This window comes from Pseudomonas sp. JV449 (assembly GCF_032424295.1).
Lineage (GTDB): Bacteria > Pseudomonadota > Gammaproteobacteria > Pseudomonadales > Pseudomonadaceae > Aquipseudomonas > Aquipseudomonas marginalis.
In genome coordinates, this window is the sequence record NZ_VYKD01000005.1 from 125,088 (window position 1) to 151,274 (window position 26,187).

At 60.2% G+C, this 26,187-nt stretch carries 20 protein-coding genes; 3 read left to right on the plus strand and 17 right to left on the minus strand.

Annotation, left to right across the window (positions count from 1 at the left end; all coding sequences use genetic code 11):
- The first annotated feature begins 3 nt into the window (after positions 1-3).
- Positions 4-864 (plus strand): HlyD family secretion protein, encoded by an 861-nt coding sequence (locus tag F6S08_RS05830; RefSeq protein WP_074843945.1) that lies wholly within the window; start codon positions 4-6, stop codon positions 862-864.
- 685 nt (positions 865-1,549) lie between these two features.
- Here the strand turns inward: F6S08_RS05830 and F6S08_RS05835 are convergent.
- The 17 genes from F6S08_RS05835 to yaaA form a co-directional block, all read right to left on the minus strand.
- Complete coding sequence (locus tag F6S08_RS05835; protein WP_315871374.1) at positions 1,550-2,854, minus strand: hypothetical protein; 1,305 nt, start codon at positions 2,852-2,854, stop codon at positions 1,550-1,552.
- Positions 2,855-2,990: 136 nt separating this feature from the next.
- Positions 2,991-3,404, minus strand: coding sequence for a hypothetical protein (locus tag F6S08_RS05840; RefSeq protein WP_027604738.1), 414 nt, complete (start codon positions 3,402-3,404; stop codon positions 2,991-2,993).
- Positions 3,405-4,217 (minus strand): SDR family oxidoreductase, encoded by an 813-nt coding sequence (locus F6S08_RS05845; protein ID WP_315871375.1) that lies wholly within the window; start codon positions 4,215-4,217, stop codon positions 3,405-3,407.
- 14 nt (positions 4,218-4,231) lie between these two features.
- A complete protein-coding gene (locus tag F6S08_RS05850) occupies positions 4,232-4,696 on the minus strand; it encodes a multidrug transporter (RefSeq protein ID WP_315871376.1) in 465 nt (154 codons plus the stop codon).
- Between the two features lie 432 nt (positions 4,697-5,128).
- Positions 5,129-6,580, minus strand: coding sequence for a mannose-1-phosphate guanylyltransferase/mannose-6-phosphate isomerase (locus tag F6S08_RS05855; protein ID WP_315871377.1), 1,452 nt, complete (start codon positions 6,578-6,580; stop codon positions 5,129-5,131).
- A gap of 105 nt (positions 6,581-6,685) precedes the next feature.
- Positions 6,686-7,339: an alginate O-acetyltransferase AlgF gene (locus F6S08_RS05860; RefSeq protein WP_027604734.1), complete on the minus strand. Its 654-nt coding sequence runs from the start codon at positions 7,337-7,339 to the stop codon at positions 6,686-6,688.
- 16 nt (positions 7,340-7,355) lie between these two features.
- Positions 7,356-8,540 carry an alginate O-acetyltransferase gene (locus F6S08_RS05865; protein WP_027604733.1) on the minus strand — a complete coding sequence of 395 codons (1,185 nt, stop codon included), beginning with the start codon at positions 8,538-8,540 and terminating at the stop codon, positions 7,356-7,358.
- Positions 8,541-8,551: 11 nt separating this feature from the next.
- Positions 8,552-10,084, minus strand: a complete 1,533-nt coding sequence (locus F6S08_RS05870; protein ID WP_315871378.1) for an MBOAT family protein — start codon at positions 10,082-10,084, stop codon at positions 8,552-8,554.
- Positions 10,085-10,318: 234 nt separating this feature from the next.
- Positions 10,319-11,428, minus strand: coding sequence for a mannuronate-specific alginate lyase (locus tag F6S08_RS05875; RefSeq protein WP_315871379.1), 1,110 nt, complete (start codon positions 11,426-11,428; stop codon positions 10,319-10,321).
- 24 nt (positions 11,429-11,452) lie between these two features.
- Positions 11,453-12,898, minus strand: coding sequence for an alginate O-acetyltransferase (locus F6S08_RS05880; protein WP_074845124.1), 1,446 nt, complete (start codon positions 12,896-12,898; stop codon positions 11,453-11,455).
- Positions 12,899-12,909: 11 nt separating this feature from the next.
- On the minus strand, positions 12,910-14,478 hold the full coding sequence (gene algG / locus F6S08_RS05885) for a mannuronan 5-epimerase AlgG (RefSeq protein WP_065924232.1): 1,569 nt from the start codon (positions 14,476-14,478) through the stop codon (positions 12,910-12,912).
- Positions 14,478-15,965, minus strand: coding sequence for an alginate export family protein (locus F6S08_RS05890; protein WP_065924231.1), 1,488 nt, complete (start codon positions 15,963-15,965; stop codon positions 14,478-14,480). The genes algG and F6S08_RS05890 overlap by 1 nt, the downstream gene beginning before the upstream one ends.
- Entirely contained in the window at positions 15,962-17,353 is a 1,392-nt protein-coding gene (gene algK / locus F6S08_RS05895; RefSeq protein ID WP_027604727.1) for an alginate biosynthesis TPR repeat lipoprotein AlgK, read from the minus strand. Before algK ends, F6S08_RS05890 begins: the two co-directional genes overlap by 4 nt.
- Positions 17,354-17,355: 2 nt before the next feature.
- On the minus strand, positions 17,356-18,522 hold the full coding sequence (locus F6S08_RS05900) for an alginate biosynthesis protein Alg44 (protein WP_065924230.1): 1,167 nt from the start codon (positions 18,520-18,522) through the stop codon (positions 17,356-17,358).
- A 38-nt stretch (positions 18,523-18,560) separates the two neighbouring features.
- Positions 18,561-20,042 carry a mannuronan synthase gene (alg8, locus tag F6S08_RS05905; protein WP_161985711.1) on the minus strand — a complete coding sequence of 494 codons (1,482 nt, stop codon included), beginning with the start codon at positions 20,040-20,042 and terminating at the stop codon, positions 18,561-18,563.
- A gap of 83 nt (positions 20,043-20,125) precedes the next feature.
- On the minus strand, positions 20,126-21,442 hold the full coding sequence (locus F6S08_RS05910) for a nucleotide sugar dehydrogenase (protein ID WP_065924229.1): 1,317 nt from the start codon (positions 21,440-21,442) through the stop codon (positions 20,126-20,128).
- A gap of 888 nt (positions 21,443-22,330) precedes the next feature.
- Positions 22,331-23,110 (minus strand): peroxide stress protein YaaA, encoded by a 780-nt coding sequence (gene yaaA, locus F6S08_RS05915; RefSeq protein WP_065924228.1) that lies wholly within the window; start codon positions 23,108-23,110, stop codon positions 22,331-22,333.
- 120 nt (positions 23,111-23,230) lie between these two features.
- Between yaaA and F6S08_RS05920 the strand changes: the two genes are divergently transcribed.
- Together F6S08_RS05920 and F6S08_RS05925 are read left to right on the plus strand one after the other, a co-directional pair.
- A complete protein-coding gene (locus tag F6S08_RS05920) occupies positions 23,231-24,355 on the plus strand; it encodes a polysaccharide deacetylase family protein (RefSeq protein ID WP_315871380.1) in 1,125 nt (374 codons plus the stop codon).
- A 347-nt stretch (positions 24,356-24,702) separates the two neighbouring features.
- Positions 24,703-26,097 carry a PhoH family protein gene (locus F6S08_RS05925; RefSeq protein ID WP_005785025.1) on the plus strand — a complete coding sequence of 465 codons (1,395 nt, stop codon included), beginning with the start codon at positions 24,703-24,705 and terminating at the stop codon, positions 26,095-26,097.
- Positions 26,098-26,187 lie beyond the last annotated feature (90 nt).

The following is a 26,187-nucleotide window of genomic DNA, read 5'->3' on the forward strand; positions in this document are numbered from 1 at the left end:
CCGATGAAAAAGTTTTTCAGCCTGCTCGCGACCTTGCTGGTACTGGCTTTGGCGATCTGGATTGGCCGCACGTTGTGGGTGCACTACATGGAAACGCCGTGGACCCGCGACGGCCGCGTGCGTGCCGACATCATCAACGTCGCCGCCGACGTCACCGGCGAAGTGGTCGACGTGCCGGTGCGCGATAACCAGTTGGTGAAAAAGGGCGACCTGTTGATGCAGATCGACCCCGAGCACTACCGCATCGCGGTCAAGCAGGCGCAGTCCCTGGTCGCCTCGCGCAAGGCCACCTGGGAAATGCGCAAGGTCAACGCCCACCGCCGCGCCGACCTCGACGCCCTGGTGATCTCCAGGGAAAACCGCGACGACGCCAGCAACATCGCTGACTCGGCCCTGGCCGATTACCAGCACGCACTGGCACAACTCGAGGCGGCCGAACTCAACTTGAAACGCACCCAGGTCGTGGCAGCGGTGGACGGCTACGTCACCAACCTCAACGTGCATCGCGGCGACTACGCGCGCATCGGCGAAGCCAAGATGGCCGTGGTGGATATGAACTCGTTCTGGGTCTATGGCTTCTTCGAAGAAACCAAGCTGCCCCATGTGAACGTCGGCGACAAAGCTGACATGCAGTTGATGAGCGGCGAGACGTTGAAGGGGCACGTAGAAAGCATCTCCCGCGGCATCTACGACCGCGACAACCCGGAGAGTCGCGAGCTGATCGCCGATGTGAACCCGACCTTCAACTGGGTGCGTTTGGCCCAGCGCGTGCCGGTGCGGATTCATATTGATGAAGTGCCGGAGGGGGTGTTGTTGGCGGCGGGGATTACGTGCACCGTGATCGTCAACCAAACGCCGAACTGAAATGTGGGAGGGGGCTTGCTCCCGATTGCGGTGACTCAGTCAACGTATCAAGTGACTGATACTCCGCAATCGGGAGCAAGCCCCCTCCCACATTCGATTTTTGTTGACAGGCAGATTGGGCGCCGCTTCAGGTTTGTGTGTTGGCTCTGATTTTTTGTCGACATTTGACCCGCAGCATGCTGACGAAGCGGCACATTGCAAAGCACTGGCGGCGGCAGCGGTATAAGCAATATAAGTAGCTGCAAGGCTGGAACCTGCACTGAGAGGCGCTGACGCGATGCCTGCCTTGGCAACGATAATCCCAATCACAGCTCCACCACACGCCAGGCCCATCCCCGCTGCCTCACGCCATAGCTGCGACTTGCGCGGCGAGTTTGCCATCCACTGCGCGTACTCATCGGCAGTCATCCCCAGGAAGTCGCTTGGAATCCTTTCACCTGTGAGTGGACAGAGGTGAAAGAGCCTGGGGATAGTTTCCTTGTAATGATGTCAGGCCGTTCGCTGTTTTTTGTAGGACCCGGCCGTGCAGTTATTTCATTGCGCTACATAAGTTTCATGCAGATGACGCCACAACGGCGCGCTACTGGCCTGTTTCTCAAACACTGCGGTGGCACGGCGATTGTCGATAGCGTTCGTTGAACCTGGGACAGGGCCACTAGCACAGCATGAGATTGGCCCGGCCTAGTTAGCCAAAGAAACTAAATAGAGCGCCAATGCCCCCATCTGGATCTGTACCCGCGACGTTCGCACCCACGATAACGCGGTGGTCGCCCCGCTTGGCTAACACCAAAGGGGTGGATATGACGGGGGCGTCCAGATCGATGTAGCCCTTGTTGTTGAAGTCCATATTCAGTGTGCCATCAGCTTTGAATTGAGCGATATATACCCAAGTACCTCCGGATGCCGTCGTAAGGTCCCCTGCGCTTGTGTTCATGATGCACTGCCAGCCAATGTCACGGTTGTCATCAAATTCGCTGACCAACGGTTTGCCATTATTGAACAGTTGATGCGCGGCGCCATTGGGGGTGATGGCCTGGATCAGGCCTTTCGTCGTTCCATTGCCATTCAGGCCGACTTGACCAGCGCCAATAAGACTTTTGTCATCCGTTCGTTCGACAAGATCGTAAAGCGTGGTGTCACCCGCAATGCTGTCAACGCGGTGAAAACCAGGGGTCTGCGGGCTGCCAAAAGCACTATCTGTGGTTCCATCAGGGTTGAGGCGGGCGAAGAAGGCTGTTTGGCGCCCAGGGGAGAATTGGGCATGCCCAGCGATGACTATTTTGTAATCGTTGCCCTGGCTGATGCATGCGTTGATGGCAGTGGCGGCACTGGGGCCGAGAAGGTTGAAGTCGAGCCTGCCATTGCCGTTCAGTCCAGGATCCAGAACCCCATTGGGTAACAGGCGAAACAGCACACCTACGGTCAGGGCTGGATTGCGGCGTTTGGAGTAATTGGCGCTTACCAGAATGCATCCGTCCTTTTGCACATGCACTTTCACTGAGTCCTCCGTCAGCCCCTCATCCGGCATGGTTTGAAGAATGCATCGGCCTTTTTCGGCAAAACTTGTGTCGGGTCTGCCCTTGTCGTCGAAGCGAGCAACCACCAAGTCGGCCCAATCATCGAATGAGCTGCGTGATGTCCAGCCCGCCATGAGGATTTTCCCATCGGGCTGTACAGTCAGTCTTGAAGCTCCGGCTGGTAACGACTGCCCAAAATCACCGGTGGCCAGGCCGTTTGGCGTAAACGCCCCATCCAGGCTCCCGTCGGGCTTCAGGCGCCCCAAGCCGTAGACGAAATGTTCTTTTTTAAACAGGTTGGCACTGAACAGAAGCTGGCCGTTGTTATTCGTAGTAAGCCCCTTGAGTCGAAAACGAAGGGTCAGGCCGGGAATATGGTTGAGTATCGAATACAGGGTGGTTTGCCCATTGATGCCAAAGTCCGGGTCCGGAGTACCGGGTTGATTCAATGACTGACTGTTGGAAGAACTCATCGCAGCATTCCTTCACGCACTCGAGGGGATGGTGGCCAAGTCAATAAAACAGCAGGCTTTGGCTGGACTACGCTGCAAGTCTGTTCCTGGGACACCCCCTCGTCTACTGTCAGATCTGACAGGTGCTAACTGGCCATTAGTTGTTGCGCGCCTGAGGCACAAAAGTCTCATGCAGATGACGCCACAGCAACGCACCGCTGGCCTGTTTCTCAAACACCACGGTCGCACGGCGATCCGTCTGTGTGCCGCTGGCATCGATCTGATGTTCGCGATAAGTCACCGTTGCGCCGCGCGCATGCCGGTCAATCCCAGCCATTTCACTCAAGGTGATCTTCAACCCCGGGCGCATGCCGCCCAGGCGAGTGAACAGCGCGTTGACCCCGGCTGCATTGACGCGTGTGCCGGTGGCGGGGGCGATCATGCTGAACTCGGGCGAGAAGCGCGCAAGCAGGCTTTGCAGGGTGCCTTCTGGCGCAACCCCGGCAAACCATTGCTCGATCTCGACGTGGGTCTGGATCACTTCTTCAAAAAAATCGCTGTAGTCGATCATTTACAAACTCCCATTCAAACCAAAGCGTTTTTTCAACACGGCTTCCAATAATCCCTTGGGCAACAACGCGGCCATCAACGGCAACGCCCGGCTGCCATTGCCCGAGCGCAACAGGCGCGGCGGCTGTGGTTGTTGCACGGCCTTGAGCACATCCGCTGCAAACACGCCGGCCGGGGTGGGCTTGTCCTGAGAGGCCTGGCTGCGTGCGCGAATGCCCTCGCGCAACGGCCACCACGGCGATTTTTCGTTGATTAACAGCTCGGCCTGGGCGCCGGCGTTTTTGGCAAAACTCGTATTGATGGCGCCGGGCTGGACCTCCATCACCCGCACCCCAAACGGTGCCAGCTCCATGCGCAGTGCATCACTCAGCGCATGCACCGCCGCCTTGGACGCGCAGTAGGCGCCGGCAAACGGCGTGACCAGCACGCCGGAAACGCTGCCGATATTCACCACCAGCCCTTTGCGCTTGCGCAGGGCCGGGAACAGTGCCTGGGTCACGCCGACGATGGAAAATACATTGGTCTCGAACTGGCGCTGCATCGCTTCGGTGCCGCCATCGAGCAGCGGGCCCATGGCGCCGTAGCCGGCGTTGTTGATCAGTACATCCAGCTCTCCCAGTTGTTCGGCCAGGCGCTGTAAAGCGGCACTGTCATTGACGTCGAGTTCGACGGCATTGAAACCCGCGGCGGCGAGGGCGGTGACGTCTTCCGGGCGGCGGGCGCTGGCCCACACGTTGAAACCGGCGGATTTGAAGGCCTCGGCCAGGGCGCGGCCAATACCGCTGGAGCAACCGGTGATGAGTACGTTGGGCATGGATCAGTCCTTTGTCAGTCCGAGAAGCTGCCTTGCAGGTGCTCGGCGCGAAATTCCAGGGTTTGCGCGCGGTAGCCGGGGCGCAGGGGCGGGGTCGGCAGGCAGTCGTCCCAAGTGGCGCCGGCCTGCAACTCGCCGGGGCCGCGATAGCGCGGGGCAGCATAGACGTTGTCGGCCAGGTTGACCGTATCGCCCGGCGCATAGGCGGCGACGCGCCAGCGCAGTTCGGTGAGGGGGACGTCGTTGCCGTTGTTCAGGGTCAGCTTGAGTGGTCGGTCGGTCGGGCATTCCTGCGGGGCGTAGGTGATGCGCAGTTCCAGGCGCGCCAGTTGCGAGGCTTCGCGGTTGTCCAGCCACACCACCCACACCGCGACAAGACCCAGGCCGACGGCAGCGGCCAACGATACCGGCAATGCCTTGGCCGGGTAGCGCAGCAGGAGGATCAGCCAGGTGATGATCAGTAGAACGCCGAAGAACATGGAGACCACCTCGAATAGGGAACGAGCATCCTAACTTAAGCGTAGGTGGGATTGGCTACCTTGAGTGCTGTGGTGGGCGTGCCCCCGATGAGCATAGGTATCTACACAACTCTTAAAGGCTGACACATAACTCTGTGGTGAGCGGGCTTGCCCCGCGCTGGGCTGCGCAGCAGCCCCAATAAGGTCACCGCAGAGTGCCAGAATCAGTCGAGGTGAACGTTTTAGGGGCCGCTTCGCAGCCCAGCGCGGGGCAAGCCCGCTCACCACAGAAGCCTGATTGCCATAGATTCCGTATTCACTGGAAGTTGTGTAGATACCCATGCCCCGATGAGGCCCTGATAGCCAGCGCAAATCCCAAACAAAAAGCCCCCACCCAACCCACTGCGGATAGGGGACGCAATGGGCTGGGTGAGGGCTTCTTGTACGACTGTTTTACTGCGCGATAGTTTTCACCGAAACGCCGCGTTCAACCGGCGTCGAGCGCCCGTAGATATCTTCAAACCGCTCGATATCGTCTTCGCCCAGGTAGCTGCCCGATTGCACTTCGATGATCTCCAACGGGATCTTGCCGGGGTTGCGCAGGCGGTGCACCGAGGCGATCGGGATGTAGGTGGACTGGTTCTCGCAGAGCAGGAACACGTTCTCGTCACAGGTGACTTCGGCGGTGCCGCTGACCACGATCCAGTGTTCGGCGCGGTGGTGGTGCATCTGCAGCGACAGGCACGCGCCCGGCTTGACCGAGATGTGCTTGACCTGGAAGCGGCCGCCCATGTCCACCGAGTCGTAGGAGCCCCACGGACGATAGACTTCGCAGTGGTTCTGGGTTTCGCTGCGGCCCTGTTCGTTGAGGGTGTTGACCATCTGCTTGACACCCTGGACCTTGTCCTTGTGGGCAATCATCATCGCGTCCTTGGTTTCCACCACGACGATGTTTTCCAGGCCGATCACCGATACCAGCTTGCCGTTGCCGTGGATCATGCAGTTCTTGCTGTCCTGAATCACCACGTCGCCCTTGGTGACGTTGCCGTTGGCGTCTTTATCGTTGACCGCCCACAGCGAAGCCCAGCAACCCACGTCGCTCCAGCCGGCGCTCAACGGCACCACGCAGGCGCGCTGGGTTTTTTCCATCACGGCGTAGTCGATGGAGTTGTCCGGGCAGCAGGCGAAGGTGGCTTCGTCGAAGGTCACGGTGTCGGCGTCTTGCTGGCTGCGCTCCAGGGTCAGCACGCAGGTGTCGTAGATGTCCGGATCGTGCTTTTTCAGCTCTTCCAGGAAGCGGCTGGCGCGGAACAGGAACATGCCGCTGTTCCAGAAGTAACCACCGCTTTTGACGAACTCGACGGCGCGTTTTTCATCGGGTTTTTCCACGAATTGCTGTACGCGGCTCACGCCTTCGGGCAGCAGCGAATCGTTGGTGGACTTGATGTAGCCGTAGCCGGTTTCCGGACGGGTCGCCGGCACGCCGAACAGCACCATCTCGCCACGCTCGGCGGCCACGGTGGCCAGGGCCAGGGCGCGTTGCAGGGCTTTTTGGTCGTCGATCACGTGGTCGGCCGGCAGGACCAGCATCAGTTCATCACGGCCTTCGTTGACCAGCATCATCGCGGTGAGGGCCACGGCCGGCGCGGTGTTGCGGCCGAAGGGTTCCATCAGGATGCGTTGGCACTCCAGTTTACGGTTGGCCAGTTGCTCGTTGACGATGAAGCGATGGTCCTTGTTGCAGACCACGATCGGGGAGTCCATGCCTTTGAACACCAGGCGTTCCAGGGTTTGCTGGAACAGCGTGTGCTCGCCGGTCAGGGCCAGGAATTGTTTTGGGAACTGTTTACGGGAAAGCGGCCAAAGACGTGAGCCGCTACCACCGGAAAGGATTACTGGGATCATGTGTTTCTCCTTGAATCAATTTGGGTCAGAGCTACGAAGGTTTGTCGTTTCACTCTTGTTTTTGTCTCGTGTCCGGGCCGGCCGCAGCCGACCCGGAAAATTCATTCAGCGGGTCGACACCGGGCGTTTTACCCAGACTGGCGAAATGCTCGAACCCGAACCGGTCACGTACAGCACCGCTGCTTCACCGCGTTCCAGGGCCACTGGCTTCACGTCGCCGACTTTCTTGTCGCCGTCATACAACGCCAGGCTCACCTTCACCGGGTTGATTTCACGTTCGCCACGGCCTTTGGCAGCCACCGACTTGACCACGTCGGTCTTGCCGTCGGCGGTCTTCAGGGTCAGGGCCTTGTCGCTGAGGTTCTGCACGCGCACCAGGGATTTCTGCTTGTTCTTGAACGGCGGTTCTTCGATCAGCTGTGGCTGGCCGCTGTTGTTGTTGACCAGGGTGTAGTAGTGGTCCGGGGCGAGCTTGACCGGCACGGTCTGGCTGCCGACCTTGGCGCTGTAGTCGCCGCCGGGCATGAAGCTGAAGTCGCTGCTGGCCAGCGGGGCCACGTCGCTGAGGTTGGTGCTGCCGACAGTGGCGCTGACTTCCTGGTTGGAGGCGTTGTAGATCCGCACGAAGCTTGAGCCTTTCGGTGCGACTGGGCCGTACAAGGCAGCGTCACCGGCGAAGGCGGACAGGGATACCAAGCTCATACCGGCAGCCAGGGCCAGAGTCTTAGCGAGACGACGCGGAGTAGTAGTGAAAGTCATGTGAGTTACCTCTCTTTCAGTTTTGCGCCCGGTCGGGCGTCTCGGATTTTGGGTTTTTAGCTGGGGTGTTCAGTGCCATGTTTTGTTGGCGCGAACCGGCTTGTTTAAGTTGCGCAACCCACGATGGGTCGGCATCACCGATTTCGTTGTTCACGGGCAGATAACGTTCAGGAAACTCCCAGATCAGCACCTGTGGCGGGCTGTTCTTGAAGTCGTCACTTTTCAGGTAGCTGAGCATCGGCAGGATCGGGCCGTGGCCGTCTTCGGCGTAGCTGACCACGTCGCTGCCCAGGGCTTGCTTGAGGGCGCCGACGAAGTTCCAGTTGGGGTTGGCGCTGTAGCTGGTGCCCACCAGGGCCACCGGGGTTTCGCTGTCGCTGAACAACGCGTCGTCGCCTTTGGTTTCGGCCAGGTGCGTGACGCGTTTTTCCAGCGGCTCTTTCGGCGGCATCAGGTTTTCGAACAGCGGGTCCAGGGGCAGGAACAGACGCAGGTCGCCTTTATGCGGCTCGGTCTTCTCGGCCTCGGTGACAAAACGCTGCGGCTCGCCGTGGAGCGGGGTCTTGTCGGCGATGGTTTTAGCCAATTGCTTGGCAGCGATTTCGGCGCCGTCCGGGGTCCAGTGGGTGTCGGTGCGCAGGAACACCTGCTTGCCGCCCAGCTTGGCCTGTTGCAGCGGGCCGAGCAGGTCCGGGGCGATGATCTTGTCGGCGGCCACACGGGCGTGGAAGTCCTGGTACAGGTTGGCGTGGATGCTCGCCGGTTTCACTTCACCCAGGTGTTCCGGGTACAGGCGCACCTTGGCCGGCACGATCGCCATCACCAACTGGATGCCCTGGGCCTTGAGCTTCTGGCGTACGCCTTCGACCAGCGCGTAGTTGCCTTGAAGGTTCTGGTCTTCGTTGACGGCGGGGTTGAACTCCTCGTCGCTGTACAGCCAGTGATCGCGGCCCAGCACCACCCCAGGGCGGCCTTCATTGAACAGCTTGTAGTCCAGCGCGGCCCAGAGGTTGGTGCCCAATCGCTTGATCGGGAACTCCTCGTCGTAATGGGTCTCGACGGCCTTGGTCCAGCGACCGTTGAGCACGGTCGCGTCGGCGTTGGTGCTGAAGCCCAGAAAACTGCGCAGCGACCAAGCGCCCAGGGCCAGCAGCAGCACCAGGAACAGGCCGATATAGAGGACGCGTAATGAACGGGTCATGGTCGGCTCCCTCAGAATTGGAAGTAAAGGAACGGCGAGAAACTCTGCGCCGACAGTTTGAGAATCGACGCCACGAACAGCAGCAGCACTGCAGCGCGCATGGCGTAGCGTGGCCAGTCAGCGGTCCAGTAGGCCGGTTGCACGGCAGCGTCACGGCCAACGGTGAAACCTGGCTCGTGGATGCTGCCGGGGTTGTCGCCCGGCACGGCCTTGATCAGGCTCGGGTCGGCCGGCTTGGTTTTTTCCGCAGGGCGGTTGGTGTAGAAGTCGCGCAGGCCGAAGAACGCCAACGTTGCGTAGGCCACCACCAGGGTTGCCACTTGCAGGCCGGTGAGGTTGGCGCGGTTGAGTTCCGACAGCGACCACTCGCCAAAGCTGAACATCGCACCGTACATACGACCGGCGACGTGCAGGTTTTCGGAGCGGAAGATCACCCAGCCCATCACCACCAGCAGGAACGTGAAGGCCCAGCGTAGGACGTTGAAACTGCGCGGTGCGGTGTTGAGGCCGATGGCTTTTTCAATCGCCAGCCACATGCCGTGCCAGGCACCCCACACGATGTAGGTGATGTTCGCACCGTGCCACAGGCCACCGAGCAGCATGGTCAGGAACAGGTTGCGGTAGGTGGTCAGCGTGCCTTTACGGTTGCCGCCCAAGGTGATGTACAGGTAGTCACGCAGCCAGGTGGACAGGCTGATGTGCCAGCGCCGCCAGAACTCGGTGATCGACTGGCTGATGTACGGCTGCTTGAAGTTTTCCATGAAGCGGAAACCCATCATCAAGCCCAGGCCGATGGCCATGTCGCTGTAGCCGGAGAAGTCGAAGTACAACTGCGCGGTGTAGGCCAGTGCGCCGAGCCAGGCATCGCCGGTGGTGGGGTTTTGCAGGGCGAAGCAGTGGTCGGCCACCACCGCCAGGGTGTCGGCGATGAAGACCTTCTTGATGAAGCCCTGCATGAATCGCGTGCAGCCCTCGGAGAACTTGTCGATGGTGTGGGTGCGGTTATTGAACTGGTCGGCCAGGTCGCGGAAACGCAACACCGGACCGGCGATCAAGTGCGGGAAGATCGCCACGAACGCCGCGAAGTCGATGAGGTTGCGGGTCGCCGGGGTATCGCCACGGTACACGTCGATGATGTAGCTGATGGACTCGAAGATGTAGAACGAGATCCCGATCGGCAGCAGCACGTGGGTGAGGATAAACGGCTCCAGGCCAGCCGACTTCATCATCACGTTGATGCTGTCGACACCGAAGTTGGCGTACTTGAAGTAGCCGAGGATGCACAGGTCGACCACCACGCCGAGCAGCAGCCAGCGCTGGGCCGGTTTGGTGCGCACGCCGGCGGCACCGACCTTGAGGCCGATCCAGTAGTTCCACAGCGTGACGGCGGCGAACAGCGCCAGGAAGTCCACTCGCCACCAGGCGTAGAACACATAGCTGGCCAACAGCAGCAGCAGATTGCGATAGCGTTGCCCGCTCAAATAGTACAAGCCGAGAAAGATCGGCAAGAACAGAAACAGGAACACATTGGACGAGAAAACCATCCCGATCTCTCCATGTTTAACCAACAGTCAAGGGCCAGAGCCCCCCCAAACCCCCCACAACTTCATGGGCGGCGATGCAGCTTTTGTAGTGAGCGGGCTTGCCCCGCGCTGGGTGGCGAAGCCGCCCCAAAACCCTACACCGCGGTATGCCTGGCACACGGCGGCGGATCGATTAGGACTGCTTCGCAGCCCAGCGCGGGGCAAGCCCGCTCACTACAGGTAATCCATTCAGCCTTAGCTACCTTTGTTGCCTTTTTCATGCGTCGGGTCGTAGACCTTGGTCAGGTCACCCCCGAGGCGGAAGGTCTTGAACGGTTGCATCCCGTGCTTGCGCTCGATCACATCCGGTGCGCAGGTGTAGAGGGTGCAGAACGGTTCGAGCCAGGCATACTTCATGTCCTCCTTGAGGTCCTTCATGTCCTGCTCCTTGCCGTTCTTCTGTTCGAAGATCTCCGGGTCCTTGACCCCGGCCAGCACTTTGTCGCCCAGGCGCTTGAGTGCGCTGTTGTTTTCCTGGCGCAGGTCAACACCGTTGACCAGGGCAAAACTGGCGATCATCGCCAGCGGCGGCAGGGCGTAGTTGTGGTACGACAAGGCGCGTTGCTGACGCTTCAATTCGTTGGGCAAGAAGCCTTGGTCGTCGACCTGGTTCACGCCGACCTTGTATTCCTTCACGGCCCAGTCAAACAGGTCGCGACGGTTGGTGGCGATGGAGGTTGCCATCACCGACCAGGCGGCCCAGTAGGAGTGGTTGTTGGTTTTTTCCAGCGGCAGGTTGTCCCAGTCGCTCACCACCTGATCGGCCAGTTTGTTGAACCAGGCTTCGATCAGTTGCGATTCCTGCGGGTGGTTGGCCAACGGGTGCGAGTCGGAGAACTTCAGGCGTACATAGGCCGACGCCATGCTGCCCAAGGCCCATTTGCGCATGGACTTGCCGGTGTGGTTGAAGTCCTTGGACATCAACGCATCGGCCTTGGCCCACGACACCAGCCAGTTCAGGGTGCATTCGAGCTGTTCCGGGCGACCGTCGCGCATGAATTGCATCACGCGCTTGCTGGTGTCTTTTTCCAGCTTGGTGATGTCGGCGGTGCTGTCGCGAAAGGCTTTTTCCGACTGCACGTTCAGGGTCGAACGGGCTTTGTCGGAACCTTCGTACTTGCTGCGAAATTGCAGAGGCCCGGTGTAGGGCGTCGGCATGGTGTCGCAGTTTTCCTTGAAGTCGCCGGTCTTGAACGCTTCAATCGGTGCGAAGTAGCCCTGGGGCGGACGCAGCGGGGCGGCGGCGTTGGCTGCACCGGCGAAGATCGCCAGGCCCAGCAACGATGGAATCAATAACTTCTGCATAAGTAACCTCATTGCACGCTTATTTCACGGCGTCGAGGCGGTCTGTTGACCGCCCGCTGGGAATACGTTGCGTGTGCAAATTTTCGCTTCGACCTTCTGCGCGGCAGCGCCCGCTTCGGGGCCCTGCACTTCCACGGCCAGCAAGTTCTGCGAGGCCCAGTCTTCATCGGTGCGCAGTTCAAAGGCGAAACGCCCGTCTGTATCGGATGTTTCGGGTTTCTCGATCTTGATGTCCTCGTGGCGCCCGTTCATGTACCAGAGGGTGGCTTGCAAGGTTTTCACCGACGGGTCGGCGAAGCGGATATCAACCTGATGGTTGGCGTTGCGCAGGTCTTTATTCGAACTGTTAACCATCAATTCGTTCTTGCCGGGTTTCAATGTTGTGCTCGCACTCATCTGCGCGGTCTTGCCTTCGCAGCCGTTGTCGAGCAGCGCCATCATCTGGCGGTAGATGGTCTCCTGGTCCAGGCGATACAGCGGCGAGAATTCCCAGATAAGGATTTTCGGCGGGCTCTTCTGGAATTCGTCGCTGCCCAGGTACTGGATCATCGAGCCTTCCAGGCCACCGCCGGGGAAGGCGACGTTGAGGATGTCGGCGCCGATTTCTTCTTCCAGGAACCCGGCAAAGTTGTAGTTCTTGCCACTGTGGCTGGTGCCCACCAGGGTGATCTGCGGGTTGCCCGAATCGCCGAACAGGTCGCCGTCACCGGCTTCGCCTTTCGGCTCGGTGGTGAACTGGTCCATGTACTGGATCGCGTAGCTGGTGCCACACAATTGCCCGGCCATGTTGTGCAGGGTGCCGGTCTTGCCCATGCGCCCGGAGCGTTTGGTCTCGAATTCGCGCTTGGGAATATCGGCGAACTCAGGCATTGCACGCACCTTGGCACCGACGATTTTCGCCGTGCGCTGGGCGCCGTACGGGGTCCAGTGCTGGTCACCGCGGAAGTAGAAGTCGTGGGCCGGCAGTTCGTCCGGCAGTTGCTCATTGGTCAACGGTGACAGGTCCGGCACCACGTAGCCCATCTTGGCGAAACGGCCGAGCATGGTCTTGTAGTTGCCCAGGGCCTTGTCGAAATCGAACGAGGCTTTTTCCGCGGGGTTGAGCTTGTTGCGGTTCACCAGGCCACGGGTCGGCTGGTAGACCACCACCAGTTCCACGCCCTTGGCCTTGAACGCGTCGTGCAGTTGTTGCATGCGCTTGTAGCCGGCCGGGCTGGTGTCGAATTCGGTGCGTAGGTCTTCCTGGGTACGGAACAGCCAGTCGCCCTGGGCTTGCACCAGGGTGGTGAAGTTCTGCTGGTAGCGCGTGGTGTAGTTTTTCGCGTCATGGGCGGCCGGGCACAGGCTGCAGCAGGGTTCGGCGGTGAAGGTCGGGGCCTTGATTTCGTCGGCGCGCACGCCCTGGCTGGCTGCGAGCAGGCCGAGGGTCAGACCCGAGAGGCTCAGCAGTTTGATCATGTGTGGGTGCATAAGGGTCATCCTCAGTCCTGCATTTCGGTCTGGCGTTCGACAGGGTCGATCAGCACGGCTTTCTGCTGGCGCACCAGCAGGTCGAGAATTTCTTCCTGACGATCGCCCAGCACGCCGGAGAAACTGATGCCGCTGGATTTGGTCGGCGCCAGCATCGATACGCGGTACAGCTCGATACTCAGTGGCGAGTCGATGGACAGCGGCCCGCTGCCGTTACCCGCCAGTTCACCGCCGACCACGATCAGCGAGACCTTGGCGTCGAACGGGTCGAGGGCGATGTCGCGGTCGGTGTCGGTCAAATCCTTGATGTGGCCGTACACGCCGGTCAGGCCGTTGGCCATCGAGGTGTTTTCGTACAGCTTGATGTTCACGCTGTTACGCACGCGGATGCCGTGGCGACGGTTGCTGATCACTTTGTTGCCCCACAGCAGGTTGTCGCCGCTCTCATAGAGGGTGATGCCGTCGGTGTGGTTGCGGTAGATCTCGTTGTCGGCGATCAGGTTGTTCACGCTGTTACGGTCGATCACCAGGCCCGAAAGCTTGTTGTCGTAGCTGCGGTTGTTGAAGATGAAGCTGTCGTTCACCTCACGGGAAATGATGATGCCGTGCTTCTTCTTGGTGCCGTAGACGGTGTTGTCCGCGATGATCAGGCCGTGGGAACGGTCATGGGGGTCAATGCCGTAGACGATGTTGTCTTTGTAGGTATTGCCCTTGATCACGAAGCCCGTGGTCTCGTAGCAGTAGAAGCCGTACCACATGTCCGAGAACTCGGAATCGATGATCCAGCCGGTCGGCTCAGGGCGCTTGAGCACCTTGGCCATGTTCGGCGTGTACTGGGAAATACTCACCCCATACGACTTACTGTTGGCATAGCCGAAACTTGCCATCTTGGTCTTGGAAACGTAGGTCTCGGTGCCGCCCCAGGCCAGCAGGAACGGGCGGAACTCCTTGGGCGACTTGAACAGCGCCGGGCCATTGGCTTTTTCGTCCCAACCGGTGATCCTGGTGTCACGCACAAACAACTGGCCGTCGTTGATCAGGAACGAACCGGCCTGCTGGGACAGGCGCAGCTCCTGGGTGTTTTTATCGATGTCCAGGATGCCCTTGCGCCCGACCACGATCGGCAACTTGGCCAGGAACACGCCCGGCGAAGTTTCGCTGAAGTACTGCTTGGGCACTTTGCCCAGCAGGTCCTTGAGGTTCATGTAGCCGTCGTCGACAAAGATCGCCTGGGGAATGCCGTGCTGGCGCACCACCCATTCGGCCATCTTGTTGTCGCCGCCGATAAAGTCCTTGAGGGCGTCTTCCTGCATCATGCGACGGATGCTGATCTTGCCGGGCCTGGTGCGTACGATCTTCTTTTCCATCGCTGCGGCGGTATAACCCGACAGGTCAGGCAGGGCCGGCTTGGCCATTTCCAGCGGCGCGGTCGGCGGGCTGGAAATGGTGTAGGTCTTGGCCTGTTGCAGTTCCTTGGCGATGGTCGGCGCCTTGGCCGCCGTATCGGCAAACGCTGTGGCGCTGGCCATCAGCATTGCCGCGACGAGTAGGCTTTGAGCATTCATTGCGCAGGCTCCCATCAGAATTTCCAGATCACGTCGACAAACGCGCGATGCATGTACGAGTCGACCTGGCTGCCATAGGCATCACCTGGCTTGAACACACCGGCACGGAACCGCACCAGGGCCGACGGCTCGTCGATTGACTGGCTGAGCGCGGCGGGCAGCAGGCCGGTCTTGAAGTACTTGGTGACGACCAGGTCCATCTCTTGGCCCAGGTCTTTCTTGCCGTCTTCAAGGGGCAGGGAAGTGCTGGACAGGATCGCGCCGGTGACGTCATCGGTGTTGTTCTGCACGGCGTCAATGCCATTGCTGCCCACCGGCTTGTTGCCGTCGACGCGCCAGAACTTGTGGTACACCAGGCTGGCGTCGTAGTCCTCACGCAGCTGCCAGGAACCGAACAGGCTCATGGACTGCATGTTGTTCATCTCGCCACGAAACGCTTCGCCGAAACGGTGCACGCGGGACTGGGTACCGGTCCAGTTCGAACGGTTGCTTTGCAGGCCGTTCTGCTCGTACTCGGCACTGGCGCGGGCATAGGCCGCACCCACTTGCCATTGCGGGTCCAGACGCAGGCGAATACCCAGATCGGTCGCCCAGCCACTCACGTCATCGCTGCGCTTGGCCTCTGTCGGACGGGTGCCGTCGGCGTTCAAGGCATTGACCGAGTCGCGGTCGCCTTTCATGCCGGTGATGCTGGCCCAGTAGTTGACGGTGTTGGTGTTGCGCCAGTTGTAGGCGTCGCTGTTGGCTTCGATACCGAGCCAGGTCAGGTCGCCGTTCTCGCGCTTGTCCAGGGAGTCGGTGGCGACGCCCGGTTCCGGGTAGTCGAGCTTGCCGTTGTCATGGGTGTGGTGGCCACGCAGGCCGATCCACTGGCCCGGCGTCCACTGGTAGGACGCGTCGGCGTAGAGGTGCTGACGGTCCTTATCCTTGGGCGACAGTTCCTTGAGGTCGGTACGGTATTCGCTGAAACGTTCGGCGGCGCCGACGTTGGCCTTGAGCAGGGTGGTGTCGAAGGTCCAGTTCAGCGCTTCGATGTTGGTGTCGCGCCATTGGCCGTCGTCATTGCGCAGGCGTTGGCGACCGAGCTTGAGGATCTCGCCGGGGTAGGGCGTGAAGCCGCTGTAGCCGACCCAGAACTCGCGCATGGCCAGGTAGTTTTTCTTGGTCTTGCGGTCGTTGTTGGTGGTTTGCTGGTTTTCGTCATCCGCCGACTGTTGAAGGGTGTCGGTCTCGATGATGTCGCTCGAAGCCACCGCCTGGCCCATGGCATAGGCGCTCCAGTTGCCGCTTTCGCCGTAGATCCACGGGCGCAGGTCGAGGCCGATGCCGTTGACGTCGCCGCCTTTCTGGGTGCCGAGGTCGCGGTCATCTTCGGACTGCGCGGTGGCTTTGACTTCCAGGCCGAAGTTCTTGGCTTCGGTCAGCGCGGCCAGGGTCGGGCACGACCACAGCAGGGCGAAGGTCAGGCCGATGCCGGCCTGCACGAATGGATTGAGCTTCATAGGGATTCCTCGCCGTCTTCTTCTTCCAGGGCGTGCAGTTGCAGCGTGCTCTGGGCCAGGGTGCCGCGGGCGGCCAGTTCCTGTTGCACCAGGCGTTGGCCTTGGGCGCGTTGTTCTGGTGTGAGCGGGGCTTCGAGCTGCGTGGCCAGGTCATTGGCCTCTGGCGTGCCCTGGGCTTTGGCCAATTGGCTGAAGACATAGGCATTCAATGGGTCGGGCTTGGTGCCCTTGCCTTGGGAAAACAATTGGGCGATGGCGAAGTCGGCGCTGTTCTGGCCGTTGCGCGCAGCGGTCAGCAGGTGGTCCAGGGCCTTCTGGGAATAGACCTGGCCCAGGTAACCACGGCGGTAGATCTGGCCGAGGTAGTAGTCGGCAGCCACTTCGCGGCCCACGGCTTTCTGGAAGTGCGCTTCAGCCGCCTTGGCGTCCGCCGGCACCCACTTGCCTTCGTAGTAGAGCTTGCCCAGCAACAGCTCGGCGCGCGGCTGGTCGGCGGCGCGGCCGTTGTCCAGGTATTTCATCATCTGGTCGACGTCGCCCAGTTCGGGGAAGTCGTAGAGCAGTTGCGCCAGGCTGACCCAGGAAGCCGGGTAGCCGGGGGCGATTTTTTCCAGCAGGGCCTGGGCGGTTTTCTCGTCGGTCTTGCCCAGCGTGGCGTCGCCCAATACGCGGGCGACGCTGTCGACGCGTTGTGCGGTGACGGTGCCGCGGCTGTAGCCGGCTTCCATCTGCTTGAGCAGTTCGGCCTGTTTTTCCGGCTGGGCTTTTTTCTGGTAGACCGTGGCCAGCTCGACATAGCAGATATCGGTGGTGTTCAGCGCGGCCTTGCAGATGCGCTCCACATCATCCAGATGCTGGTCGTAGGTGTCCTGGGTGCGATACAGCAGGACCTGGGCCAGGCCGGCTTCCGGGTAACCGGCGGCCTGCCACTTGCTGATCTGCTGCTGGGCATTCACGTTGGGGAAGCTGTGGGGGTATTGCAGGTACAGCATCGCCAGCGGGATCAGGGTGTTGCCTTCGCCATTGGCAAAGGCTTTTTTCAACAGGCCTTCGGCTTCATGATGTTCGGCTTCGGTGGAGCCCGGCTTGGCCACCAGCAGGCGACCGAGGCGGGCCTGGGCGCGCGGCGAGGTATCCGCCGCGGCACGGTAAGTGGCCTCGGCCTGTTTGATTTGCGCCGGATCGCGGGTGCCTACCTGGATATCGGCCAGGCCCACCTGGGCCTCGCTGTAACCCAGTTCTGCCAGTTGCTGGTAATTCTGCTGCGCGGTGACGGTGTCGCCACGCTTGAGCGCTTCATTGGCCAGGCGTTGGTCGGGCAGGCCGGCACAACCGGCGAGGGCGATGGCCAGCGCCAGGGGCACCGGCAGGGTTCGAAGGGCGCTCATGATTAAAGACCCGCAGCCATGGCTTTATCGATCAGCCAGTTCAGGGATGGGCCACGGTCGCTGGTCACTTCCACCGGGCGGCCGGCGTAGGCGCTGTCCAGCGGGGCGTCAGGCTTGATCTGGACGCGGATGTCGGAGGACAGGTCGGCGCTGTTCAGGCTGGTGCTGCTGACGATGGTGCCGGTGCGGGTCTGTTCTTCGTCGGCCACCTGGAAGCTCACCGGGGTGCCTGGGCGCACGTCACCGAACTGGCGGTAGGTAAAGCGAGCTTCGACGTTAGCCTGGCTGCCGCGTGGCACCAGTTGGAAGATCACGTCGCCTTTGCTGGCGTACTGGCCGTCGGCGACCAGTTGCTGGGCGACCACGCAATCGCACGGCGAGGTGAGGGTGCCGGTCATTTGCTTGCCGAACAGCTCTTCGACCTTGGCCGGCTGCAGCTGGTCTTCGTCCAGGTGGCCTTTGAGCACATCCAGCATGCTGGTGCTGAAGGTCGCCAGTGGTGCACCTTTGGCCGCCACCGCGTCACCTTTGAGCAGGCTTTGCACGGTGCCGTCGCGGGGCATGGTCACGTTCATGCCGGGCACGCTGACCAGGCCCGCCTGGGCGTGGCTGACGAAGTACATGCCGTACACCGATTTGAACACGAAGCCGAAGGCTGCCAGGCCGACGAGGAAGATCGCCAGGCTGAACGTCACGGCGCGCAGGCGACCGAAGGCGCTCATGTTGCTGCCGCTGTCCTTGACCTTGCGCGCCTTGGTGAAGTTGTCGCGTTGCAGGGTTGCCAGCACGTCACCCATGGTCACGATGTCGCCCGACAGGTGCGAGGTGATCAGGTGGCGCAGGGTGGAAATATCCTGGGCGTCGAGGTTCTGGAACTGGCAACCGGTGCGGCCGCTCTGGCGGTCGTAGGAGCGGATCTGCAGCTCCACATCCATGGCCAGGCCGAGGTTATCGATGACGAATTGCAGGCGACCCTTGTGCACTTCACCCACGGTCAACGGCTGGGTGGCGGTGAACGCCAGGCCGCCGGCCGAGAGGTCGATCACCCGTGCTTCGGTCTGGGTGCGGTCGGTGTTGAAGAAGCGCAGCTTGGCCGGGATTTTGACCCGGGCATGTTGGCGCTGGGCTTCGGATTCGTGGACAACGTTGGCGTTTACTTGGCTGTTCATGACGGTGTAATTCCTTGGTTAATTCAGGCTTGGCAGGGTCAGACCATCATCAGCAACACGGCAACGAAGATGCTGCCGGCGGAGAAGGTCATGGTCCGAGACGACCAGGTGTTGAACCAACGTTGAAAGCTGGCCAAATCGCGGGTCAGTTTGGTGTCCTGGCGGGTCCAGGACTGTTGATCAAGGCGGAAGAACACGTAGATCTTCACCAACGCGCCCATGATCTGGTTGTAATAGAGAATCGCCGGGTAAGCCGGGCCGATCTTGTGGCCGGAGCACGACAGCAGCAGGGTCAGGATCAGGCGGGTGATGCCGATCCACAGCAGGTACGCGAGGATGAACGCGCCGCCGTACTTGAAGGTGGCGATGATTGCCACGGTCAGGCCGAGCAGGGAGGTCCACATCGACACGCGCTGGTCGAACAACACGATGCTGGTGAACAGGCCCAGCCGGCGTACACCCAGGCCCAGGGCGCGGGAGTTCTGGCGCAGGTTGTTGCCGTACCAGCGGAACATCAGCTTGCGGCTGGCTTTGATAAAGCTCTTTTCCGGCGGGTGTTCCACGGTGTGGATCGCGGCGTCCGGCACGTAGAAGGTGTCGTAGCCCAGGCGCATCAGGCTGAACCAGCTGGACTTGTCGTCACCGGTGAGAAACTTGAAGCGGCCCAGGCGCCAGTGCTGCAGCGAGTCGCTTTCCACGTCGGCGATAAAGCCCGGGTCAGTCACGACGTTGGCGCGGAACACCGACATGCGGCCGGTCATGGTCAGCACGCGCTTGGACAGGGCCATGGAGCACATGTTGATGTGGCGCTGGGCGAAGCGCAGTTTGTGCCACTCGCTCATGATGTAGCCGCCGCGCACTTCGCAGAATTCGTTGGTGGTCAGGCCGCCGACGTTGCCGAACAGCTGGAACCACGGCACGGTCTTGCGCACCACGCCTTCGGCGAGCACGGTGTCGCCATCGATCACGGCAACCACCGCGCGGTCGTCCGGCAGGTGGCGGGAGATGGCGCGGAAACCGAAGGCCAGGCCGTCGCGCTTGCCGGTACCGGCGATCCGCACGAAGTCGAGCTTGACGTGATCCGGCGGGTTCATGCGTTCCCAGAGGCTCTTGACCAGCAGCTCATCGGACATTTCCACCAGCGAGCAGACCACGGTGGTGGGGAAGCCGCATTCGATGGCCTCGCGAATCACCGAGCTGTAGACCTGCGCGGTGGTCAGCGCATCGATACGGAAGCTGGTGACCATCAGGAACACGTGGGACGGGTCGGCAGCCTTGCCCAGCTTGCGCACTTTACGGCGCAGGTGCGGGTAGACCACATACAGGAACAGCATGCCGCGAAAGAAATGCGTAGCACCCATCGAGTAGCGCCAGATACCGACGGCGCCAATCAGGAAAATAAAATTCTTCGACTCGGAGTCGAACGTACTCGCCGGCAACAGCAGGGCGAGACCCATCAGCAGGCTCAGAAAGAACAGCCAGCCGGCGGATTGGAGCAGTACGTGTTTTAACTTGGACATAAGCGTCATCCGAAGGTGAAGAAGGCTTCGAGCTGCAAGCGCTGGGGATTGGTACGCCTGCAGCTCGAAACTTACCGTTGCTGTTACCAGCAAATGCCTTCGGTACGGCCTGTCGTACTGGTGGCCTTGGACATGAAGCCCACCAGGTCGATCACTTGCTTGCCGTGCGGTGCGTTCTGCGCCAGGGCACGGAACTTCTCGTCGCGGTTGCCGAGGATGATCACGTCGGAGTTGTTGATCACATCATCGAAGTCCGAGTTGAGCAGTGACGACACGTGGGGGATCTTGCCTTCGATGTAGTCCTTGTTCGCACCGTGGACACGGGCGTACTCGACGTTGCTGTCGTAGATGCTCAGGTCGTAGCCCTTGCCGATCAGCATTTCCGCCAGCTCGACCAGTGGGCTTTCGCGCAGATCGTCGGTACCGGCCTTGAAGCTCAGGCCCAGCAGGGCGACTTTGCGTTTGTCGTGGCCGGCGACGATGTCGAAGGCGTTCTGCACCTGGGATTCGTTGCTGCGCATCAGCGAGTTGAGCAGCGGCGCTTCCACGTCCAGGGAGCCGGCGCGGTAGGTCAGGGCGCGCACGTCTTTAGGCAGGCAGGAGCCGCCGAACGCGAAGCCTGGGCGCATGTAGTACTGGGACAGGTTGAGGGTCTTGTCCTGGCAGACCACTTCCATCACTTCGCGACCGTCGACGCCGACCGCCTTGGCGATGTTGCCGATCTCGTTGGCGAAGGTGACCTTGGTGGCGTGCCACACGTTGCAGGTGTACTTGATCATCTCGGCTACGGCGATGTCCTTGCGGATGATCGGTGCGTCGAGTTCTTCGTACAGTGACTGCAGGACATCGCCGGAGGCTTTGTCGAATTCGCCGATGACGGTCATCGGTGGCAGGTCGTAGTCGGCGATGGCGGTGGATTCGCGCAGGAATTCCGGGTTGACCGCAACACCGAAGTCGACGCCGGCTTTCTTGCCGGAGCAGTCTTCGAGGATTGGGATCACCACGTTGGCGACGGTGCCCGGCAACACGGTGCTGCGTACCACGATGGTGTGGCGGGTGGTCTTGTCACGCAGGACAAAACCGATCTCGCGGCATACCGATTCGATGTAGTTGAGTTCCAGGTCGCCGTTCTTCTTGCTCGGCGTACCGACGCAAATCATCGACAGGTCAGTATCACGGATGGCTTCGGCGAAGTTGGTGGTGCCGCGCAGTCGACCGTTTGCGATGCCCTGGCTCAACAGTTCGCCCAGACCCGGCTCGACGATCGGCGATTTGCCGGCGTTGATCAGGTCGATCTTTTCCTTGGAGATGTCTACGCCGACCACTTCGTGGCCACGGGCAGACAGGCAACCGGCACACACTGCGCCAACGTAACCCAAACCAAATATGCTGATGCGCATCGCAATTACCTCTGTATTTAAATCATGCCATTAGATGGCCGGAGTTCATGTTTGCAAACGTCACAAATGCCGCGAAAGTTGGGCGAATAGACGCCGACTTGCCGCGTACAGGCATGTTGAATAACGAGTGACTAACTATTGCACTCAAGTTGTGCGCAACTTGGCCTTGTTATTGGGGCCTGCCCTGAAATGCAGCCAGCCTTCCTGGGAGAAGGGCCTGGCGCCAGTGCCGCAGGGCCTTGATAGAGGCTGTAAGCCTTTACATATCAATGCCTTGGGTTGTCTCACTGACCCATTAGGGTAAGCACAGCCTTGGCCTTATAGTTCGTGGCAATGGATCCTTATCGCCGCTCTCAACTAATCGGTTGGTAATGTGACCACTGAGTCAAAGTTGAATATGACAACTTCGCTACTTCCGTTGGTCCGCCTTGTAAGTCATCTCCTACAGAAACAGAGAATTTCGTTACCGGTGGTATGAGCGGCGCTTCAGGACGAAGTTCCTGGCCGCTCATCCTGTTTCCCGAAATTTCTTGAAATATAGGTAAAGATGGCACTGGTACTATATTGATAGCACTTGCTATTTGGGCCAGTAGTTACGGGTAGTTGGCGCGAAGGGATAGTTTTGTGCCACTAGTGTTTTAAAAAAGTGGTGCCACTACGAAAAAAAATCGCAAATGTCGAGTGAAAGAAAAGTTAGGGATGTGTCGGGATATTTTTTGACGTCAAATAAATGACGATTCTTGGCGTGAAGCGCGGATAAAAATGTGGGAGGGGGCTTGCCCCCGATGGCAGTGCATCAGTCGATAGATTCGTGACTGAACCACCGCAATCGGGGGCAAGCCCCCTCTCACATTTGGATTTCATTGTCTGAAAGAGGCGGGTACGGCCTTATTCCGGTGCACGATCGCGCAGGAACACCAGATTGTCCGGCTTGGACTGCTCCGCATTGAAGCGGTAACCCTGCACATCGAACTGCTTGAGCCTGGTCGGATCGTTGATGCGCTCTTCGATCACGAAGCGGCTCATCATGCCCCGGGCCTTTTTCGCGTAAAAGCTGATGATCTTGTACTGGCCGTTCTTCAGGTCCTTGAACTCGGTGTTGATGATCCGCGCGTTCAGGGCTGTGCGCTTGACCGCCGAGAAGTACTCGTTGGAGGCCAGGTTGAGCAGTACGTCGTCGCCTTGTTCGGCCAGGGCTTCGTTCAGCCACTCACTGATGCGCGTGCCCCAGAAGGCGTACAGGTCCTTGCCACGGGCGTTGGCGAGTTTGGTACCCATCTCCAGGCGATACGGCATCATCAGGTCCAGGGGGCGCAGCAGGCCGTACAGGCCCGAGAGCATGCGCAGGTGGTCCTGGGCGTAGCTGAAGTCGGCATCGCTGAAGGTCTCGGCGTTCAGGCCGGTGTACACGTCGCCCTTGAACGCCAGCAAGGCCTGCTTGGCATTCTCCGGGGTGAAGGCCGGGTTCCAGCTGCCGAAGCGGGCGGCATTGAGGCCACCGATCTTGTCGGACACGTGCATCAATTCGCTGATCTGCGCCGGGCTCAGTTCGCGCAGTTGCTCGATCAGCGCCTGGGAATGGTCCAGGTACTGTGGCTGGGTAAAGCGCTGAGTCACCGCTGGGGTCTCGAAATCGAGGGTCTTGGCGGGGGAAATCACCATCAGCATGAAGTCGTCTCCTGTAAATCGTGCGGGGATTCTAGGGGCTGGGGCGATTTGACTCCACCTATGATGGCGATAGACGCGATCCGCTATGATGGCCGGTGACTCTGGAGAGGGAGACCCTGTGTGCGAATAGCGCTTTTGTTGTCGGCGTGCCTGCTGTGCCTGAATGCCCAGGCGGCGCCGGTGGATGTAGCCAGCCTGGACCGTGGCACCTGGCCGGAAAAACTCAGCAGCCCGGCGCTGTTCGATGTGGCCTCGCGTGCGGAAATCCTGATGTTCGCCCACAGCCTGCTGGCCAGTGAATCCCAGGATGAAACCGCACTCAAGCAGCGCCTGGGCTTGAAGATCATCAACCGGGCGGCCATGGACGACCTGCGCCGCGAGCTGTGGCAGCGCCTGCTGGAGAACTACACGTTCGCCCAGCAGAGCTGCGAAGTCGACGCCTCGTTCTGCTACCTGGTAGAGAGCATGGACGACCTGCGGGAGCAGGCCGGCAAGCTGGCGATCAGCGAAGACTCTTTCTATATAGGCTGGGCTGCACCCAGCCATGCCTTCCATGAGCGTTATCTGGACGAACTGCTGCGCAAGGCCGCGCTGTTTCCGCAGATCAGCAGCGAAGTCGCGCGCTTTGGCGACCATGAACGCAACGGCGACGAGTTCAACGACCGCCTGTTCCTGCTGACCTTCGACGGCGGTCCGGCACCGGTCAGCGGCAATACCGACTGGCTCGCCGACTACCTGCGCAAGCAGAAGATGAACGCCACCTTCTTTGTCCTCGGCAGCAGCCTGCAAAACCGCGTGGAGCGCAGTTCCGCCGCGCAGGTGGAGGCGTTGTACCAAGGCCAGTGCGTCGGCACCCAGGGCTGGCAATACCGTTCCCACAGCCATTGGGTGGACTGGCAAGGCTCCATCACCCGCAGCGCGCAGTTGGTGCAGAACCTTATGCCGGAAAACTACGTGCCGCTGTTCCGCCCGCCTTACGGACAGCGGCGCGCGGACAGCCAGGGGTTCTTCCAGTCCCAGGGCTTGCAGGTGGCGTTATGGGACATCGATTCCCAGGACGAGCCGGGCAAGCTCAAGGCCGATGAGTCGGCGCAACGGGTGCTGACGTTGATGCTGTTGTGGCGCAAAGGCGTGATTGTGTTTCACGACACCCAGGACAAGGCGCGGGTAGCACTGCCGAGGTTGCTGCAGGCAACGGCGCAGAGTGGGCTGGGTTGGCAGGACTGCCGGGAGGCGTTTCGTTAAAAGGATGAAGTGCCCGGCCCTGTTGGGTGCGAGGCATTTTTACGCTGATTTTGTGCGACATTTCGATGCAGGCGGACTTCCGACTTTAACGGTGCATGGGGCACTCGGCTAGTGCTATTCGTCATCCTGAAAAATAAACTTCAAAAAAGCGTCAAAGTACTTTTTCCTGTCATGGGTTTTGCGGTATTACGAAGTCAGATCGCCGAAACCTGCAACACAGGTGGCGTCTTCCAAGACTCCTCATGTGGGCACTGCGCTTGACGTCACTCAGGTGCAGTCGGTGGTCGAATCGAGGCGCAGCACTGTTGTGGTATTGCGTCGACTGGCTCCCACAAAGGTGACCGAGTATGGATGATCATGGACGTAACCCTTCTTCCGACCAGCCAATCCTTTATGTGCTTGATACCAATGTACTGATCCACGATCCAAACGCACTGCTTAACTTCGAAGAACACCACGTCGCCATCCCGATGATCGTGCTTGAGGAGCTCGACAAACTCAAAAGCGGGCACCACAGCGTGGCTGCCGAATGCCGCCAGGCCATCCGCCTGATCGACAAGACCCTGGGCGAAGCGTCACCCGAGGACGTTGAGGTCGGCGTGCCGATCCAGCGCGGCAAAAGCGGGCCCAAGGGCTTGCTGTCGATCCTGATGAGCAAGCGCAGCGAGCCCAACAGCCTGCTGCCCGAAAACCTGAACGACAACAAAATCATCAACCAATTGATCGACCTGCACGCTCGCGACAAGGACCTGCGCGTGGTGCTGGTGACCAAAGACATCAATATGCGCCTCAAGGCACGAGCGTGTGGGATCGCTGCCGAGGACTACAGTACCGACCAACTGGTCGACGACGTGTCGATGCTGTCCCGTGGTTATCACATGATGACCGGCTCGTTCTGGGACCGTGTCAGCAAGGTCGAAACCCGTCAGGACCATGGCCGTACCTGGCACCAGGTACAACTGATCGACAATCTGCCGGCCGTGCATATCAATGAATTTATCGTCGACGAACAGGGCTTCGTGGGCTGGATCAAAGAGATCCAGGTCGACAAGCTGCTGATCCTCGACCTGCATCAGGAACCCCTGTTGCACCAGGAAGCCTGGGGCCTGAAACCGCGTGACATCTACCAGAGCCTGGCGCTGTATGCGCTGCTCGACCCGGACATCCACCTGGTCAACCTGACGGGCGCTGCCGGTTCCGGTAAAACCATCCTTGCCCTGGCTGCCGCCATCGAGCAGACCATGGTGACCAAGCGCTATCGCCGCATCATCGCCACCCGCTCCGTGCAGGGCCTGGACCAGGAAATCGGCTTTTTGCCCGGTACCGAGGCGGAAAAAATGGAGCCGTGGCTGGGGGCGATCACCGACAACCTCGAAGCCTTGCACATGGATGACGAAAACACCCATGGCAGCGTCGACTACATCCTCAGCAAAGTGCCGTTGCAGTTCAAATCCCTCAACTACATCCGAGGTCGCAGCTTCCAGCAGAGCCTGATTTTGATCGATGAATGCCAGAACCTGACCCCGCACCAGATGAAAACCATCATCACCCGTGCCGGCGCCGGTTCCAAAGTGGTGTGCCTGGGTAACCTGGCACAGATCGACACTCCTTACCTGTCCGCGACCAGCTCCGGGCTGACCTACCTGACGGAACGCTTCAAGGACTTCCCGAACGGCGTGCATATCGCGCTGCAAGGGGTGCCTCGCTCGATTCTGGCTGAATACGCAGAGTCGCATCTCTGAGTAGCAAGCTTTAAGCTACAAGCTGCAAGTGCGTCCTGTGAGCTTTTCACTTGCCGCTTGCAGCTTGTAGCTTTTTTGCTGCCTCAAGGA

Bases quoted from the DNA above. Each gene is read 5' to 3' on its own strand.
- F6S08_RS05830 (WP_074843945.1), top strand. From the start codon at position 4: ATGAAAAAGTTTTTCAGCCTGCTCGCGACCTTGCTGGTACTGGCTTTG.
- F6S08_RS05835 (WP_315871374.1), bottom strand. From the start codon at position 2,854: ATGAGTTCTTCCAACAGTCAGTCATTGAATCAACCCGGTACTCCGGAC.
- F6S08_RS05840 (WP_027604738.1), bottom strand. From the start codon at position 3,404: ATGATCGACTACAGCGATTTTTTTGAAGAAGTGATCCAGACCCACGTC.
- F6S08_RS05845 (WP_315871375.1), bottom strand. From the start codon at position 4,217: ATGCCCAACGTACTCATCACCGGTTGCTCCAGCGGTATTGGCCGCGCC.
- F6S08_RS05850 (WP_315871376.1), bottom strand. From the start codon at position 4,696: ATGTTCTTCGGCGTTCTACTGATCATCACCTGGCTGATCCTCCTGCTG.
- F6S08_RS05855 (WP_315871377.1), bottom strand. From the start codon at position 6,580: ATGATCCCAGTAATCCTTTCCGGTGGTAGCGGCTCACGTCTTTGGCCG.
- F6S08_RS05860 (WP_027604734.1), bottom strand. From the start codon at position 7,339: ATGACTTTCACTACTACTCCGCGTCGTCTCGCTAAGACTCTGGCCCTG.
- F6S08_RS05865 (WP_027604733.1), bottom strand. From the start codon at position 8,540: ATGACCCGTTCATTACGCGTCCTCTATATCGGCCTGTTCCTGGTGCTG.
- F6S08_RS05870 (WP_315871378.1), bottom strand. From the start codon at position 10,084: ATGGTTTTCTCGTCCAATGTGTTCCTGTTTCTGTTCTTGCCGATCTTT.
- F6S08_RS05875 (WP_315871379.1), bottom strand. From the start codon at position 11,428: ATGCAGAAGTTATTGATTCCATCGTTGCTGGGCCTGGCGATCTTCGCC.
- F6S08_RS05880 (WP_074845124.1), bottom strand. From the start codon at position 12,898: ATGCACCCACACATGATCAAACTGCTGAGCCTCTCGGGTCTGACCCTC.
- algG (WP_065924232.1), bottom strand. From the start codon at position 14,478: ATGGGAGCCTGCGCAATGAATGCTCAAAGCCTACTCGTCGCGGCAATG.
- F6S08_RS05890 (WP_065924231.1), bottom strand. From the start codon at position 15,965: ATGAAGCTCAATCCATTCGTGCAGGCCGGCATCGGCCTGACCTTCGCC.
- algK (WP_027604727.1), bottom strand. From the start codon at position 17,353: ATGAGCGCCCTTCGAACCCTGCCGGTGCCCCTGGCGCTGGCCATCGCC.
- F6S08_RS05900 (WP_065924230.1), bottom strand. From the start codon at position 18,522: ATGAACAGCCAAGTAAACGCCAACGTTGTCCACGAATCCGAAGCCCAG.
- alg8 (WP_161985711.1), bottom strand. From the start codon at position 20,042: ATGTCCAAGTTAAAACACGTACTGCTCCAATCCGCCGGCTGGCTGTTC.
- F6S08_RS05910 (WP_065924229.1), bottom strand. From the start codon at position 21,442: ATGCGCATCAGCATATTTGGTTTGGGTTACGTTGGCGCAGTGTGTGCC.
- yaaA (WP_065924228.1), bottom strand. From the start codon at position 23,110: ATGCTGATGGTGATTTCCCCCGCCAAGACCCTCGATTTCGAGACCCCA.
- F6S08_RS05925 (WP_005785025.1), top strand. From the start codon at position 24,703: ATGGATGATCATGGACGTAACCCTTCTTCCGACCAGCCAATCCTTTAT.